Consider the following 15,237-nt stretch of genomic DNA (forward strand, 5'->3'; position numbering starts at 1 on the left):
GGCGGTGCGGTGGGCTAAAGCGCGTGCGGTAAGCGAACAGCCCGGATCAAAGATGCGGGATATTTAGATCAAGATTTCGAAGCGACCGGTACGGTTTGATACAGACATGATGCGGCGTTGTTCAGACATGGATGGTGCTCGGCATCCGCAAGGTGTCAGGCGGCTGATCACCGGACGCTCTCAGGTTGTTGCGGACCCTATCGCCAAATGGGTGAAACCTGACCTGCATCACCACACCAAGCAGTCTCAGAAGGCAAAAAAGGCGGGCATTGCAAAACGCCCGCCTGTCGCAATCCGCAAACTTGATGTAGCGTTATTCAGTGACCGCCGGTGCCGGATCAATAGTGGCAGCGGGAGCGGTCCCGATGGCCGCAGGTTGCGCAGTACCATCAGGGTCCACAGGAACCGAACCTGTACCAAGCATCGCCAGCAGGAAAACAAACGCACCGATAACCAAAAGCGCGATAAAGATGCCTTTCCCACTGAGGCCGTCATTGTGGGTCGTATAGTCAGCCATATCTGTTTCTCCTTGTTACGGGAGTTCAGATTGACGGTTGCGGGATATATCGCAATATCGGCGGAAATCCCCCCGGACTTTAGGCATCCGCCAGCCGTATATGCCGGTTCGCAGTGGCCGCATCGTGCCGAAACAGCACGTTTGCAATAAACCAAGGAAGCCTGGCTGCACGATTATGTAAAATTATTTTTGCGCATTTGCGGCTCACTTGACCGTCGCCATCCTTGATCCATTTAGTTAAACTCGTGACATCACAGGTGAAGGAGACCCCGAAATGAGCAAGGAAATGATGGCCGTTTTGGTTTTCGGCGGAATCGCCGCAGTGGCGGTTGTAATGCTGATCATGGAACGGCGTGGTATTGCGACGCGCAAAGCAGCGCGCGGCGGACGGGAAGTGGACGTCAGCGATCTGATCGCTTTTGGATCCGCAGCGGGCGAAGCCGAAAAGACGCAGACACCAAAATAATGGTGGTCTGCCAACCTTTTTGTTTTCTTGGCACCCGGATCATTGCTCAGCGCAAAATGGGTTGAAAAATCACCCATATCTGCGATCCAGGCACGCCCCGGTGGCGGTTGAACTCAATCCATTTTCGGGGGGGGCAAGCACATTAGCCTCGGGTCCCGTCGTTGCACAAACGGTTCATGCCAAATCATCGGCACAAGGCGCATGCTCTTTCATGATGGCCACCGCCATCGACCATCAAAGCGTGTGACGCCCCGCCAAACCGATGTAAAAAACACCACACAGCGCGACAACCCCACGCAAACTCTCATCCCGGCACACACGCAGGGCAATTGTGGCGCATGGCGTGATCATTTGTCTCTTTTGCCCGGACGCATTCATGACTACATACACCCTCAACGGAGCGGGGGACTATGACGTTATTCTGGATCACGGCTGGCGTACTTGCCTTATGTGTTACTCTTTTGCTGGCTCTGGGGTTGCGGGCGCCGCGCCTTGGAACTGTGGAGCCGGCAGCGGCCTATGATTTGCGTGTGTACCGCGATCAGCTGCGCGAGATCGACAAGGATCTGGCGCGCGGGGTCGTCGATGAGGCCGACGCAGAACGTATCCGCGCCGAAGTGTCCCGCCGCATTCTGACTGCTGACGCCAACCTTCAGGCCGACCAGATCACACTGGATGCAACAAGAGGCGCGGCAAAACTGGTCGCCGCGGCAATTGCGCTGGTACTTATCGGCGGCAGCTTTGGGTTGTACCTGCAATTGGGCGCGCCGGGTTACGGGGATCTGGCGCTGGCAGACCGGATTGAAATGGCCGATACCGCGCGCACCGAACGTCCCAGCCAGGCAACCGCCGAAGCCTCCCTGCCCCCGCATCAGATGCCAAGTGATGCAAGCCCGGATTATGTCGCATTGGTCGCGCAATTACGTGAAACGGTTGCCGCGCGTCCCGATGATCTGCAAGGGAATATCCTGCTGGCGCAGAATGAAGCAAATATGGGTAATTTCGCAGCGGCAGCGCGGGCCCAGAGCCAGGTATTGCGGATCAAGGGCGCGGATGCCGGTCCTGCGGATTTCCTCGATTACGCTGATATGTTGGTGCTGGCGGCGGGGGGGTATGTCTCGCCTGAGGCTGAAACCGCGCTGCGCCGCACGTTGAGTTTTGATCAGGCAAACGGCGCTGCGCGCTACTACATGGGGTTGATGATGGCCCAGACCGGGCGTCCTGATACGGCGTTTCGGATGTGGGATGCCTTACTGCGCGAAGGCCCCGAAAGCGCGCCCTGGATCCCTCCCATTCTGACGCAGATCGAAGAAATGGCGTTTCGCGCAGGCGTCACCTATCAAATCCCGCAAATCGGTGCGGGTCGCGGACCAAATGCCGCCGATATTGAAGCCGCCGGTGACATGAGCCCTGCCGAGCGGATGGAGATGATCCAGAGCATGGTCGGCGGCCTGTCCGAACGGCTCGCGACCGAGGGTGGCACAGTCGATGAATGGGCCCAGCTCATTGGCGCTTTGGGCGTGCTCGGACGCACCGGACAGGCGCGCGCGGTCTATGAAAACGCCATCGAGGTCTTTGCCGATGACACCCGTGCGCTGGATCATCTGTTGCGTGCCGGCCAACGCGCCCAGGTGGCGGAGTGATCTTTGAGGATGTCGGAGCATTCGCGGACGCCCTGCCCGCGCTGCAAGGTATCGCAGGTCTTGATCTTGGCACGGTGACGATTGGCGTCGCGGTATCGGACACGTTCCTATCCGTTGCCACACCGCTCGAAACCGTAAAGCGGCGCAAATTCACGCTGGACGCGGCGCGACTGGCGGAAATCGTATCGCAACGTCGCATCGGCGGGCTGGTTCTGGGATTGCCGCGCAACATGGATGGCTCGGAAGGGCCGCGCTGCCAGTCCACGCGGGCCTTTGCGCGCAACCTGTCCCGCGCGCCGGGTCTGGACATCCCGCTGACGTTCTGGGACGAGCGGCTTTCGACGGTTGCCGCTGAACGCGCCCTGCTGGAGGCGGATACGTCGCGAAAACGTCGCGCCGAGGTCATTGATCACGTCGCCGCCGGGTATATCTTGCAAGGGGTGCTGGACCGCATGCGTATTATTCGTGACAAAGCCGAGGGGTAAACCATGACCGACGATATTTGGCGACGTGACGAGGTCGAAAGCCCCTGCATCAAAGTCTGTGTCATCCACCCGGATGCGCGCCTGTGCACGGGGTGTCTGCGTTCCATGGACGAAATAACGGCCTGGTCGCGCATGTCACCCGACGCCCGCCGTGCCATCATGGACGAATTGCCACTCAGAACCGGGCAGATCACCAAGCGCCGGGGCGGTCGCGCCGCACGCATCACGCGTTAGTCAGTTGCGCGCCTTGATCATCTTGGCGGCCTGCGTATAGCCCCCCGCCGCGCCGTCGACGAAATGAATATGATCATCCCGCATCACTGACGGCACGATACAGGTCATCATGGCTTCTTTCTGCTCGAACAGACCATATTGCACGATCCCGTCCTCCTGCGCGCGCACCAAAATGGTTTTGATCTCGGCCAATGTGGTCGAATCGCAATCCAGCGTCATTTTCAGACCGTCATCATATTTGCGGAAATCCGAATTGCGCCCGGTGACACGGGCATAGTGACCTGCGCTGAACCCCCCGATTGTCCATCCCGTTCGAAAAAGTACCCAAGCGATCAGAGTTTCCAGCAGGATTTTGCGCCGAGATGCACCAAGCGAGCCTTTGCCCTTGCGCGCATGGGCCTCCAGCGTCACACCCGGCGGTGGCCATTGCGTCCCCGGACCGGCGTCCGGGACCGGATGCCCGCCCCGCGCGAGGTTCGCGCTCAGCGTTATGATCTCCGCCGCCACCGCATTGAAACGTGCATCTGCCGCCCCCCTCGCCGGTTGCACAAGCAGGGAGAGGATGGTGCCGTTTTGCGAAGCGGTGGGCGACCATCTGCACGACAGACCGGTCAAATCCGGCACCGTGCCGCGCGGTGCCGGCTCAAACCCGAACACGCCTGATTTCAGCGCCGCCTCCGCCCAGGATACCCCGCCCCCGTTGAACATCGCATAATCCGCCCCCGCAGAGGCCTGAAACCGCGCGACACCAATATCCATCCCCGCCGCGCGAATGTCATGGACAGGCACCAACCCCGCACGCAAGCCGATGTCAAATTCATCCAAGGCCCAGCGTTGCACGGCGCGCAAAGCCTGTTCGGCGGCATCCGCATGCTCTGGCGGGATCGCAAAACTCGCCCCATCCCCGCCAAATACAAAGGGAAAGGGCCGGTTCCCAATTGCATTGATCTGCGCCGAAATCACCGCCGCGCCAACCATATTGACCGTCTTGTAGCGCCCGTTTGCAACCTCGGTTGTGGAATTGACCACGTCACACACGCCAACGACCCATGTTTCAGGCATCGGGGTGAAACTGGCCAGATCGCATAGCGCGTCAAAGGATGTGGTCCGCACCAGCCTGTCGTAAAACTCAGCCTCTGCCACCCGCCTTATCGCCCCCCGCGTTTCCGCGCATCAAAACGCGCCGCTACCCGGACCCTATCATAGCTTGCGCACACATAAAGATATTCCGATGTGCCCGAGTTTTCCCGCGGTCCGCGACGATCCAAGGGACCGCAAAAGTTCCGCTATTGGGATTGCAACTTGCGGGCTTCTTCCCCGGCCAGTTTCAACAATTGCTGCATGAAGGGTTTTCCAAGATCATCTTTGCGCACGGCCGCATAAAGACGTCGGGTAATGCCCAGTGCGGTCAGGGGCCGGGTAATGTAGTCGGAGGAGTATTTCACCTCGCGCACCACCCAATCCGGCAGCACCGATACCCCCCTGTTCGAGGCCACCAGAAGCAGGATCACCGCCGTCAATTCAACCTGCCGGATCGCGACGGGCTCGACCTTGGCCGGGATCAACAACTGGCTGAACACATCCAGACGGGTGCGCTCCACCGGATAAGTAATCAGCGTTTGATCGCGGAAATCCACCGCGTCAACGAAGGGCTTCTTGACCAGCGGATGGGTACTGGCGGCCACAAAAACAGGCGCGTAATCAAAGAGTTCTACAAATTCGATACCTGGAAGCACCTCCGGATCAGAGGAGACCACAAGATCGACCTCCTCCTTGAGCAAGGCAGGCAGCGCGTCAAAGGCCAGCCCCGGACGGATATCGACATCGACGTCGCCCCAGCTTTTGCGAAACTGCTCCAGCACCGGAAACAACCATTCAAAACAGGCATGACATTCAATGGCGATATGCATCCGCCCCGTGCTGCCCGCACGCAGCCCGGTGAATTCATCCTGCAACGCCTGCACCTGCGGCAGGATCTGATGCGCAAGCTTCAACAGGCGCATCCCCGCCGGAGAAAGCTTGAGCGGTTTGGAGCGGCGCACGAAGAGTTCCACTCCGGCCTGATCCTCCAACCCCTTGATCTGATGGCTCAGAGCCGACTGGGTGATGTGCAGCTGATCGGCGGCCCGCGCCAACCCACCGGCCTCGTGAATGGCCTGAATGGTGCGCAGGTGGCGGAACTCAATATGCATATGATCCTCATGTTAAAGATGAGAGTTATGAATTTGTCTCACGAAGCCGAGTGTGGCACAAGGGATGAAATGATGAGGAATCCCACAGATGCCAACGCCTTCCGTCTCTTTTGAAGTCTTCCCTCCCCGCTCGATTGATGCGTCCTTCAAGCTTTGGGAGACCGCGCAGGCGCTGGCCCCTCTGGAACCGCGGTTCTTCTCCGTGACCTACGGTGCCGGGGGCAGCACACGCGATCTGACGCATGACGCCGCGTATACGTTGCATAAATCTTCCGGTTTGCCGGTGGCCGCGCATCTGACCTGTGTTGGCGCGACAAAGGCCGAAACCATGGCCATGGCGCAACGGTTCGCCAAGGCCGGTGTGACCGATATCGTCGCGCTGCGTGGTGACGCGCCGGAGGGCCAGGACCGCTTTACGCCCCACCCCGACGGGTTCGCCGATTCCTGTGAGTTGATCGAAGCCCTGGCGCAATCGGGGCAATTCACCCTGCGCGTCGGAGCCTATCCCGAAAAACACCCGGAAGCGGCCAGCCAGAAAGCGAATATCGACTGGCTCAAGGCAAAACTCGACGCGGGCGCGGATGAGGCGATCACGCAATTCTTCTTTGAAGCCGAAACCTTTTTGCGCTTCCGGGATGCATGCGCCAAGGCCGGGATCACCGCCCCGATCACCCCGGGCGTCTTGCCGATCGTAAATTGGACGAATGCGCGCAAATTCGCCCTACGCTGCGGAACTTCGATACCCGCATGGCTTGACCAGGCATTCGAGGCGGCTCTGCGCGATGATCGTCACGACCTGTTGGCGACGGCAGTATGCACCGAATTATGCTCCGAGCTGTTAGATGAAGGCGTGGATGCGCTGCATTTCTACACGCTGAACCGCCCCGACATGACCCGCGAGATTTGCCATGCACTGGGTGTCACACAGGCCGTCACAGGCATCAGAGATGTCGCTTAACCTTTTTCATAAAAATAACGTCGAGACGGTTTGAAGATAGCAAATATCAACCAGAGTGGTTGGGACGATAGGTTGCTAACCGTCAGAGCGGCGTGGGACTGCCACAGCGCATCGCAGTTCCCAGTTTGGAAAATCGCGCTGCGCTGACCGGGCGGCAATCAAATACATCTGCCGTGATCAAAGGGGCAAGCGCACCGGTCAGGAGGGCTCCCCGGCTTTCAGAGCATGGCGCGGATCGGCGCGGGGTTTTTCATGTGCCTCAAACGACCTGGACGCTCGATGGAAAAGGCAAAAAATCACGTTAAACCGCCTTGCCGAAACCGGCCCAGCCTCGCGGCGCGGGCTTTGCTGCGGCGCGCAAGGCCACGCTATCGTGGATGACCTCGGAGGGGTCTTTCATGATCTTGCGGCCCCGGCGGGTCACGAACCACTTGCCATTGCCGCGAAAGGTGCCGAGCATCGGCGCACTCGGATCTTGTTGCATCCGGCAGGACCATCCATCCGGCAGTGGAAGCCCGTTCATCTGCGCCCTTTCCAGCATCCAGACCAGCGGAATATTGGCCAGCGGTCTCGCCACCTCAAAGCCGCCCAATTGCCCCCCCACATCGCCATGGGTGCCGGAAAACCAGACTTGCTCCACATGCCCCTGAAACCCTTGCGGCGAGTCCCACAAAATCGGCTTATAGGCCACGCGCGTCTCATTCAGCGCCAAGGCATGATAGCCTGATTTCACATTGTGACTAAGCTGGTGGTTGTGAAAGGAGTGCCGCTTTTCGCTCAACCGCCAGAGCACCGGCGCGTTGAAACCCAGAGATTTCACCGTATCCCAGACGCCGATCATTTCGATTTCCACGCTCGCGAGGCAATGGGAGGCTGCGAACTGGCGCGCGCATGGGCTGTTTGGATCCCCTTCATAAAAACGGTATACATCGCGGATGTTGCGCTCGGTGGCGCTATCGGCCTTGAGCAACCCCATCAGATCGATCACCCCGGCAAGACTGCGCACCGCGTATGCGCCTCGGGAATATCCCATCAGAAAGATCTTGTCGCCCGGACGATAGCGCGAGGCGAGATACCCATAGGCCCGCCTGATCTGGCGATTGATGCCGCGCCCCTGCATCACATCAAGGGCGGAGCGCCAGTCATTCCATTGCAATCCCGGCTCATAGTATATCGAGACGGACCCGGTCATTTCACGGCATAATTGATAGGCACGTCCGGCGTTGGTTTCACTCCCCGGTTCCAGCGAGGACATGGTGCCATCCAGAATAACAACATGGGTGACGGGGCCTCGGCGGGGGCCAAAATCACGATCGGGTCGACGCCAGAACCTGCTGTGCAGCCACCCGAACCATTTGTTATTCTGCCGCGAGGACCTCACCGTTCAACAGCTCCCAAACTTTATGCGGGGTAAATGGCATATCGGCCTGTCGCACCCCCCGCTCCCAAAGTGCGTCCTGAACCGCGTTGGCCACCGCGGCCAATGCGCCAACCGTTCCCGCTTCACCACACCCCTTCATGCCCATGATATTGGCCGTGGAAGGTACGGGTTCGGAATTAAAACTGATAATGGGGACGTCATCGGCACGCGGCAAGGCGTAGTCCATGAACGATGCCGTGAGCAATTGGCCGTCCCCGTCAAAAACAACATGCTCTGTCAGCGCCTGCCCAATACCCTGCACCACCCCGCCGTGGACCTGACCTTCGGCCAGCATCGGATTGATAAGGTTACCAAAATCATCCACCACCGTATAACGATCCACCCGCACGACACCGGTCTCGGGATCAATCACGACCTCTGAAATATGGCACCCATTGGGAAAGCTGCGCGCAGGCAGCGTCGCGCGGGCCTCATGCACCAACAGATCATCCCGCCCTTTGGCACGGGCCATATCGGCCACCTCCAGCATGCTCGGTGTCAGGTTGGAGCCCTCCGCGCGGAAACACTCGTCATCAAAACTGATTTCGGATGCCGGGACACCCATTTCATCCGCGAGGAACGCGGTGAATTTCTCCGTCATCTCGGAAACGGTCGCGAGCGTTGCATTGTTTTGCACCGTCACGGAACGCGATCCGCCGGTGCCGCCGCCCTGCGCAATCCGGTCACTGTCGCCTTGTACGACGGTGATCATATCCGCGGGGATACCGGTCTGATCCGACAGAAACGCGGCATAGACCGTTTCATGCCCCTGCCCTGTGGATTGTGTGCCCACGTAGATCGTCACAGTACCATCCTCATTAAATTCAACCTTCGCACCTTCCGAAGGATCACCCAAAATACTTTCAATATAGTAACAGAGCCCAAATCCGCGCAGAAGACCCTTGCTGGCGTCGGCGTTTTTACGCGCGGCGAACCCCGCCATATCGGCCTCCTCCAGGGCCCGGCTCAGCAGTTTATCAAAATCGCCAACGTCATATGTCTCCCCCGTCGAGGTCTGATAGGGGAACTGTTCCGGTTTGATGAAATTGCGACGGCGCAACTCAATCGGATCAACGCCCAATTCACGCGCGGCCCTATCCATCAGGCGTTCCAGCAGATAAATCGCCTCGGGGCGCCCCGCGCCGCGATAGGCATCGACATAGGTGGTGTTGGTATAAAACCCTTCGACGTGCAGCCAGGTGTTTTGCACGTCATAAACCCCCATCAGAACGCGGCTGAAAAGCTGGCTCTGAATGACCTGGCCGAAATGGCTGTTGTAGGCCCCAAGATTGCAACGTGTGTGCACACGGTAGGCGGTGATCTTATTGGTCTCGTCAAAGGCAAATTCCGCCAGCGAGGTCAGATCGCGCCCGGCGTTATCCGTCAACATCGCCTCGGTACGGTCTGACATCCAACGCACGGGACGCCCCGTCACGCGCGCCGCATGTGCGGCCAGCGGGTATTCCGGATAGGGAAAACCCTTCATCCCAAAACCACCCCCCACATCCGGATTGCTCACTCGCACATCTTCGGGGTCAATCGCCAGCGCCTTGGAAATCGCTTCCTTATGCGCCCAGACGCCCTGCCCGCCCAAGGACACATGCACCCGGTCGCCGTGCCATTGGGCAAAACACCCACGCGGTTCGAGCGAGCTTACGAGAATGCGATTATCACCGACTTCAAGGCTAACCGTGCGCGCGGCCGCCTTGAACGCCGCATCCGTGGCCGCCTGATCGCCCATGCCCCAGTCAAACGCGCGGTTATCCGGCACATCCTCATGCACCGGTGCGCCGCCAACGGCCATATCCATTTTCGCGGGCAAATCATCGTAATCCAGCTCGATCAGTTCCGCCGCATCGCGCGCCTGCTCCAGCGTATCGGCCACGATGAAAGCCACCGGCTCGCCCACAAAGCGCATCTTGCCCTTGGCGAGCAACGGCCTGTCCGGACTGGCACCCTGCGTCCCATCGAGGTTCTTGACCGTCGCCCCGAACATGTTGATGTCCATGCCCGCCGCTTCCAGATCCGCCACCGTCAAAACCGCGTGCACGCCATCCGCTTGCCGCGCATCCCTGACATCCAGTGTGGTGATCACGGCATGTGCAACCGGTGCGCGGAAGACGAAAGCCCGCAGAGCGCCTGCGGGGGCAATGTCATCCACATAACGCCCGCCCCCGGTCAAAAACCGTACATCCTCGACCCGCTTGACCGATTGTGATTTGCCGAACTTATCCATGGGAGGCTCCTTTTTTGGGCGCTGCGTCGAGAGGGACACTAGCGGCGCGCGCCCGCTTGTCCAGCCACCGCGATCTTTTGCGCAGGGTGGCGGTCCTCACCCCTTGGGTCTGCGTAAAATTGAGGCGGCATCCGATGTTTCATCTGTTACGAAAATCGCGCGCATCTGACGCGTATAAATTCGTTCGCCGCCCGAAGAGGCAAACGCGCATCCAGCGGCACCGGTGCCGCCGCGCTTCAACGCCGCCTCCCTTGGTTTCATCCGCTGGGTCATATTGGCGACGTGGGTTGCCTGGCCCGCTGCCAGAGGCAGAGCAGAAGTGTACCCTTGGCACATGAGAAAGCCTTACGAACTCAATAGGTCTGCGCAAACCCGGCAATAAAGCCCTCCAGCCCGAAAAGCGCCGGTCAAATACCCTGTGCAACGTCTTGCAGGATCCTTCCCTCACCGGGTGGTGCGCCCACATCCCCACGCCCCGCATCGCACCAAAATCACACCCTTATTGAGAACCGCCATCGAAACACAGCTGGCATTGCGGGCCCGCTGCACGTGATCACACGGAATAGACACCCAACGCCTCTTTCCCTCTTGCCGCAGTTTGGATAGATCACAGGTCAATCACAGTTTTGATGGGTGCCGCGATGCCGATGGAAAAGAAATTTGACGCAAACGAAGCCGAAGCACGCCTTTACGCCGCCTGGGAACAGGCCGGGGCTTTCAAGGCGGGGGCCAATGCCACGCGCGATGAAACCTTTTCCATCATGATCCCCCCGCCCAATGTGACGGGATCGCTGCACATGGGGCACGCGTTCAACAACACGCTACAGGACATCTTGGTGCGCTGGCACCGGATGCGCGGTTTCGACACGCTCTGGCAACCGGGCACGGATCACGCGGGCATCGCCACGCAGATGGTCACGGAGCGCGAGATGGCCGCGAACGGCGAAGGCACCCGCCGCGAAATGGGGCGCGAGAAATTCGTCGAGCGTGTCTGGGAGCAGAAGGTCAAATCTCGCGGCACGATCATCGGGCAATTGAAACGGCTTGGCGCATCCTGTGACTGGTCGCGCGAGGCCTTTACCATGGGCGGCGCGCCGGGGGATCCGGACGCAGGCACAGGTCCAAATTTCCACGATGCGGTGATCAAGGTCTTTGTGCAGATGTATAATGACGGGTTGATCTATCGCGGCAAGCGGCTGGTCAATTGGGACCCGCATTTCGAGACGGCAATCTCCGATCTTGAGGTCGAGAATATCGAGGTCGATGGCCATATGTGGCACTTCAAATACCCGCTCGCGGGCGGTGCCACCTATGAGTATGTCGAGAAGGATGAAGACGGCAACGTCACCCTGCGCCAGACGCGGGATTATATTTCAATTGCCACCACGCGCCCCGAAACCATGCTGGGGGATGGCGCGATTGCGGTTCATCCATCGGACGAACGGTATGCGCCAATCATCGGAAAACTTTGTGAAATTCCTGTTGGCCCCAAAGAGCATCGCCGCCTGATCCCAATCATCACCGATGAATACCCGGATAAGGATTTCGGTTCCGGCGCAGTGAAGATCACCGGCGCGCATGACTTCAATGACTACCAGGTGGCCAAGCGCAACGACATTCCGCTGTATCGCTTGCTTGATACCAGCGGACATATGCGCAGCGACGGTGCGCCCTACGCCGAAGCCGCCGCGATCGCGATGAAAGTCGCGCAAGGTGAACGCACCCTCACCGAGACTGAAGCCGACGCGATCAATCTGGTGCCGGATGATTTGCGCGGCTTAAATCGTTTTTGTGTCAAAGGGCAAGACAGCGGCCCTCAAGCCCGCGAGCAGGTCGTGAGCCAAATCACCGATGAAGGCCTCGCTGTCATGGTCGCTGCCGATATTTTGGAACCCGGCACCACATCCGCAACCGCGCCATCCTCGGGCTTGACCCGAGGATCTCCGGACGCGGACGCCGCGATGCCAGAGCCGGATATCCCCGGTCAAGCCGGGGATGCGTGGGTTCCATTGGTCGAGAAAAAGAAGATCATGCAACCCTTTGGCGACCGCTCCAAAGTGGTCATTGAGCCGATGCTGACAGACCAATGGTTTGTAGAGACCTCCAAGATCGTGCAGCCCGCGATTGATGCGGTGCGGGACGGCGACGTCGCGATCCTGCCCGAGCAGGACAAGAAGGTCTATTTCAACTGGCTTGAAAATATTGAGCCTTGGTGCATCTCGCGCCAGCTGTGGTGGGGGCATCAGATCCCGGTTTGGTATGGGCCGCCGAAAGTGATCGCTGAAAGCCTAAAAAACGGTCTGCCTGAAACTGAATTTGACAGCCGTTTGGAACCCGTTTTATTTTGCGGATCAAATTTGGAGGAAATTCGCAGTCAAGCGTTGGACTTTTACGGTACCGAAATTGAAATCGTTATTTCCGAGACTGGAACTGAATACTTTGATGTCGATGGCCGCCAACGCTCAACACAGGGTGGAGGTTACTATTGGTGGGATGAAACCGAGAAAACCGGCTTTTTAGAACTATCCCGCGACCCTGACGTCCTGGACACATGGTTCTCCTCCGGCCTTTGGCCCATTGGCACACTAGGCTGGACGGGCGACGCGGCCCAGGACGCCGCAAACGAAGCACTACAGAAATACTTCCCCACCTCAACCCTGATCACCGGCTTTGACATCATCTTCTTCTGGGTCGCGCGGATGATGATGATGCAATATGCCGTGACGGGGCAAAAGCCGTTCAGCACCGTCTATGTCCACGCACTGGTGCGTGACGAGAAGGGCAAGAAAATGTCCAAATCGGTCGGCAATGTCATCGACCCGCTCGACATGATCGACGAGTTCGGCGCGGATGCCGTGCGCTTCACGCTGACGTCGATGGCCGCCATGGGGCGCGACCTTAAGCTCAGCACGCAACGCATTGCAGGCTATCGCAATTTCACTACCAAACTGTGGAACGCCGCCTCATTCGGCGAGCGCCATAATGTCCACACGATTCCGCATCGCGACACGCCGCCGATGGCAACAATCGCGCTCAACAAATGGATCATCGGTGAGGTCGCAAAGGTGCGCGAGGAGGTGGACGCGAGCCTCAACGCCTATCGTTTCAACGATGCGGCCAATGGGCTTTATGCCTTTGTCTGGGGCGTGTTTTGCGACTGGTATCTGGAACTCAGCAAGCCAGTGTTTGAGGGTAATGACCCGACGGCGGCACAGGAAACCCGCGAAGTCTACGCCTGGGCGCTGGATCAATGCCTGATCCTGCTGCACCCGATCATGCCCTTTGTCACCGAGGAACTTTGGGGCCTCAAGCAGCGCCCTTGCATGTTGGTGCACGCGGATTGGCCCACATATACCGCCGCCGACCTCGTGGACGCGAATGCAGACGGCGAACTCAACTGGACCATCGCGCTGATCAACGCGATCCGTTCCGCCCGCGCGCAGATGCATGTCCCCGCCGGTGCCTATGTGCCGCTGGTCGTGGTTGGGTTTGAAACCCCGGCGCGCGCCGCATTTGACGCCAATGAAGCGATGATCAAGCGCTTGGCCCGCGTCGAGACGATGATGGAAGTCGAGACGTTTCCCAAGGGTTGCGCCGCATTGGGCGTCACCGGTGGCAGCTTTGGCCTACCGCTTGCGGATATCATTGATGTGGCGGAAGAAAAGGCGCGGTTGCAAAAGACGCTCGACAAGCTGGGCAAGGAATTGGGGGGGCTCAGAGGCCGTCTGAAGAACCCCAAATTTGCAGCCTCCGCCCCGGAAGACGTTGTCGCGGAAACCCGCAAAAATCTCGCCCTGCGCGAAGCAGAAGAAGGCAAGCTCAGGGAAGCCCTCGCGCGGTTGGCCGAATTGGGGTAAACTGCTGCCATGCGCAGCTTGAGAAATCTCGTTGAACGACAGATCGCCAAGGCACAGACCTGTGGCGCGATGGATGGGTTGGAAGGGGAAGGTAAACCCCTGCCTGACCGTCGTGTTTGAAACCGCCGCTGCGGCAGCTCTCTGCGCAGGTATGCAGATCATGGCCGAAGCAGGCGTGGTCCCGGAAGAATTCCGTTTGAAAAAGGACCTCCGTGCGGCGCGCAAAGCCCATGCCGCCTGTGAGACCGAAGCACAGCGTAAGGAAGCATAAGGTAAGAAAGCCATGGCCCGGCTGGCCGATCTTGAATTGCGCTCTGAAATTGTCCGTGAAGCGCGGCGGAAATTCATGTTATAAGCCCGGCGCAGACACCGCTTATTTGAATACAGGGGCGCGTTTGGCGAATTGCGCCGCGATCACCTCCATTTGCTCCGCTTGACCCAGCAGCCCTGCTTGCGCGCGCGCTTCGGCCATCAAAACCGTGTCGACATCGCCGCTTTGCGCGATATTCGCAAGCGCCTTCGCCGCGCGGATCGCCTTCGGGCTCTTGCCCGCGATCTCATGCGCCAGCGCAAAAGCCACCGCCAGCGGGTCGTCCGCAATCTCGCTTACCAACCCCCAGGCCTCCCCCTGCGCTGCATCCACGGGGGTCGCCGTATAGATCAAACGCCGCATCACATCCGAGCGCACCAGAGCCGGTAGCAAAACCATTCCGCCCATATCCGGAATGATCCCCCATTTCATTTCCATCACGGCCAGTTTTGTATCGGGCGCGGCGATGCGCATATCCGCCGCCAGCGCAATTTGCAGCCCCGCGCCGTAAACCGCGCCCTGCAACGCCGCGATGACGGGGATTTCAAGCCGGTGCCAGATCATCGCGGCCTCCTGCCATTTGTTGGTGGTGCCGCCGCCATGCGTGCGCGGCAGGATCAGCGCCTCCATATCCTGACCCACCATCGCGCCAAGGCTTGCAATGTCGATGCCGGCGCAAAAACTCTCCCCCGCCCCGGACAAGACCGCAGCCCGCGCGCCCGACTGCGCCACTTCCGCGCCCGCCGCGATCAGATCATCAAACATCTGCTGGTCCAGCGCGTTGCGTTTTTCGGGCCGGTTCAACTGCACATGCGCGATGTGATCGGCGACGTTTACCGTGATATGGGACATCTTTTTCTCCTAGCGTTATTGCCATGTGACCCGAGAAGCGCGTTTTTGACCAGAAAGACGTTGGGGC

General features: G+C 59.2%; 15 protein-coding genes. 8 read left to right on the forward strand and 7 right to left on the reverse strand.

What is annotated here, in order from left to right; translation table 11 throughout:
- Positions 1-313 precede the first annotated feature (313 nt).
- The gene (locus ROLI_RS12300) at positions 314-517 is read right to left on the reverse strand and encodes a hypothetical protein (protein ID WP_187432068.1); all 204 of its coding nucleotides are present in this window, start codon (positions 515-517) and stop codon (positions 314-316) included.
- 274 nt (positions 518-791) lie between these two features.
- On the opposite strand from ROLI_RS12300, the gene ROLI_RS12305 reads away from it, so the two are divergent.
- The 4 genes from ROLI_RS12305 to ROLI_RS12320 all read left to right on the forward strand — a co-directional run bounded on the left by ROLI_RS12305 (position 792) and on the right by ROLI_RS12320 (position 3,345).
- Complete coding sequence (locus ROLI_RS12305) at positions 792-983, forward strand: hypothetical protein (protein WP_187432069.1); 192 nt, start codon at positions 792-794, stop codon at positions 981-983.
- Positions 984-1,393: 410 nt separating this feature from the next.
- The gene (ccmI, locus tag ROLI_RS12310) at positions 1,394-2,626 is read left to right on the forward strand and encodes a c-type cytochrome biogenesis protein CcmI (protein ID WP_187432070.1); all 1,233 of its coding nucleotides are present in this window, start codon (positions 1,394-1,396) and stop codon (positions 2,624-2,626) included.
- Complete coding sequence (gene ruvX, locus ROLI_RS12315) at positions 2,623-3,111, forward strand: Holliday junction resolvase RuvX (protein ID WP_187432071.1); 489 nt, start codon at positions 2,623-2,625, stop codon at positions 3,109-3,111. Before ccmI ends, ruvX begins: the two co-directional genes overlap by 4 nt.
- Positions 3,112-3,114: 3 nt before the next feature.
- The gene (locus ROLI_RS12320) at positions 3,115-3,345 is read left to right on the forward strand and encodes a DUF1289 domain-containing protein (protein ID WP_187432072.1); all 231 of its coding nucleotides are present in this window, start codon (positions 3,115-3,117) and stop codon (positions 3,343-3,345) included.
- Here ROLI_RS12320 and ROLI_RS12325 read toward each other — a convergent pair whose 3' ends face one another.
- Positions 3,346-4,488: a DUF3095 domain-containing protein gene (locus ROLI_RS12325; protein ID WP_187432073.1), complete on the reverse strand. Its 1,143-nt coding sequence runs from the start codon at positions 4,486-4,488 to the stop codon at positions 3,346-3,348.
- 143 nt (positions 4,489-4,631) lie between these two features.
- A complete protein-coding gene (locus tag ROLI_RS12330) occupies positions 4,632-5,537 on the reverse strand; it encodes a LysR family transcriptional regulator (protein ID WP_187432074.1) in 906 nt (301 codons plus the stop codon).
- Between the two features lie 88 nt (positions 5,538-5,625).
- Between ROLI_RS12330 and metF the strand changes: the two genes are divergently transcribed.
- Entirely contained in the window at positions 5,626-6,495 is an 870-nt protein-coding gene (metF, locus tag ROLI_RS12335; protein WP_187432075.1) for a methylenetetrahydrofolate reductase [NAD(P)H], read from the forward strand.
- 301 nt (positions 6,496-6,796) lie between these two features.
- On the opposite strand, the gene ROLI_RS12340 is transcribed toward metF, so the two are convergent.
- From ROLI_RS12340 to ROLI_RS12350, 3 genes are all read right to left on the reverse strand, one after another.
- Positions 6,797-7,876: a DUF2235 domain-containing protein gene (locus ROLI_RS12340; RefSeq protein ID WP_405048955.1), complete on the reverse strand. Its 1,080-nt coding sequence runs from the start codon at positions 7,874-7,876 to the stop codon at positions 6,797-6,799.
- Entirely contained in the window at positions 7,854-10,151 is a 2,298-nt protein-coding gene (locus tag ROLI_RS12345; RefSeq protein ID WP_187432076.1) for a xanthine dehydrogenase family protein molybdopterin-binding subunit, read from the reverse strand. The genes ROLI_RS12340 and ROLI_RS12345 overlap by 23 nt, the downstream gene beginning before the upstream one ends.
- Positions 10,152-10,247: 96 nt before the next feature.
- A complete protein-coding gene (locus tag ROLI_RS12350) occupies positions 10,248-10,487 on the reverse strand; it encodes a hypothetical protein (protein ID WP_187432077.1) in 240 nt (79 codons plus the stop codon).
- Positions 10,488-10,792: 305 nt separating this feature from the next.
- On the opposite strand from ROLI_RS12350, the gene ROLI_RS12355 reads away from it, so the two are divergent.
- The 3 genes from ROLI_RS12355 to ROLI_RS12365 are packed head-to-tail and all read left to right on the forward strand — an operon-like array spanning position 10,793 to position 14,279.
- On the forward strand, positions 10,793-14,008 hold the full coding sequence (locus ROLI_RS12355; RefSeq protein ID WP_187432083.1) for a valine--tRNA ligase: 3,216 nt from the start codon (positions 10,793-10,795) through the stop codon (positions 14,006-14,008).
- Between the two features lie 9 nt (positions 14,009-14,017).
- Entirely contained in the window at positions 14,018-14,128 is a 111-nt protein-coding gene (locus ROLI_RS12360; protein WP_316247506.1) for a DnaJ family domain-containing protein, read from the forward strand.
- Positions 14,082-14,279 (forward strand): hypothetical protein, encoded by a 198-nt coding sequence (locus ROLI_RS12365; protein ID WP_316247507.1) that lies wholly within the window; start codon positions 14,082-14,084, stop codon positions 14,277-14,279. Before ROLI_RS12360 ends, ROLI_RS12365 begins: the two co-directional genes overlap by 47 nt.
- A 102-nt stretch (positions 14,280-14,381) precedes the next feature.
- Here ROLI_RS12365 and ROLI_RS12370 read toward each other — a convergent pair whose 3' ends face one another.
- Positions 14,382-15,170 (reverse strand): crotonase/enoyl-CoA hydratase family protein, encoded by a 789-nt coding sequence (locus ROLI_RS12370; RefSeq protein WP_187432078.1) that lies wholly within the window; start codon positions 15,168-15,170, stop codon positions 14,382-14,384.
- Positions 15,171-15,237: the final 67 nt, after the last annotated feature.

Source organism: Roseobacter fucihabitans (assembly GCF_014337925.2).
GTDB lineage: Bacteria > Pseudomonadota > Alphaproteobacteria > Rhodobacterales > Rhodobacteraceae > Roseobacter > Roseobacter fucihabitans.

Bases quoted from the DNA above. Each gene is read 5' to 3' on its own strand.
- ROLI_RS12330 (WP_187432074.1), bottom strand. From the start codon at position 5,537: ATGCATATTGAGTTCCGCCACCTGCGCACCATTCAGGCCATTCACGAG.
- ccmI (WP_187432070.1), top strand. From the start codon at position 1,394: ATGACGTTATTCTGGATCACGGCTGGCGTACTTGCCTTATGTGTTACT.
- ROLI_RS12370 (WP_187432078.1), bottom strand. From the start codon at position 15,170: ATGTCCCATATCACGGTAAACGTCGCCGATCACATCGCGCATGTGCAG.
- ROLI_RS12300 (WP_187432068.1), bottom strand. From the start codon at position 517: ATGGCTGACTATACGACCCACAATGACGGCCTCAGTGGGAAAGGCATC.
- ROLI_RS12360 (WP_316247506.1), top strand. From the start codon at position 14,018: ATGCGCAGCTTGAGAAATCTCGTTGAACGACAGATCGCCAAGGCACAG.
- metF (WP_187432075.1), top strand. From the start codon at position 5,626: ATGCCAACGCCTTCCGTCTCTTTTGAAGTCTTCCCTCCCCGCTCGATT.
- ROLI_RS12355 (WP_187432083.1), top strand. From the start codon at position 10,793: ATGCCGATGGAAAAGAAATTTGACGCAAACGAAGCCGAAGCACGCCTT.
- ROLI_RS12305 (WP_187432069.1), top strand. From the start codon at position 792: ATGAGCAAGGAAATGATGGCCGTTTTGGTTTTCGGCGGAATCGCCGCA.
- ROLI_RS12350 (WP_187432077.1), bottom strand. From the start codon at position 10,487: ATGTGCCAAGGGTACACTTCTGCTCTGCCTCTGGCAGCGGGCCAGGCA.
- ROLI_RS12320 (WP_187432072.1), top strand. From the start codon at position 3,115: ATGACCGACGATATTTGGCGACGTGACGAGGTCGAAAGCCCCTGCATC.
- ROLI_RS12345 (WP_187432076.1), bottom strand. From the start codon at position 10,151: ATGGATAAGTTCGGCAAATCACAATCGGTCAAGCGGGTCGAGGATGTA.
- ROLI_RS12365 (WP_316247507.1), top strand. From the start codon at position 14,082: ATGGGTTGGAAGGGGAAGGTAAACCCCTGCCTGACCGTCGTGTTTGAA.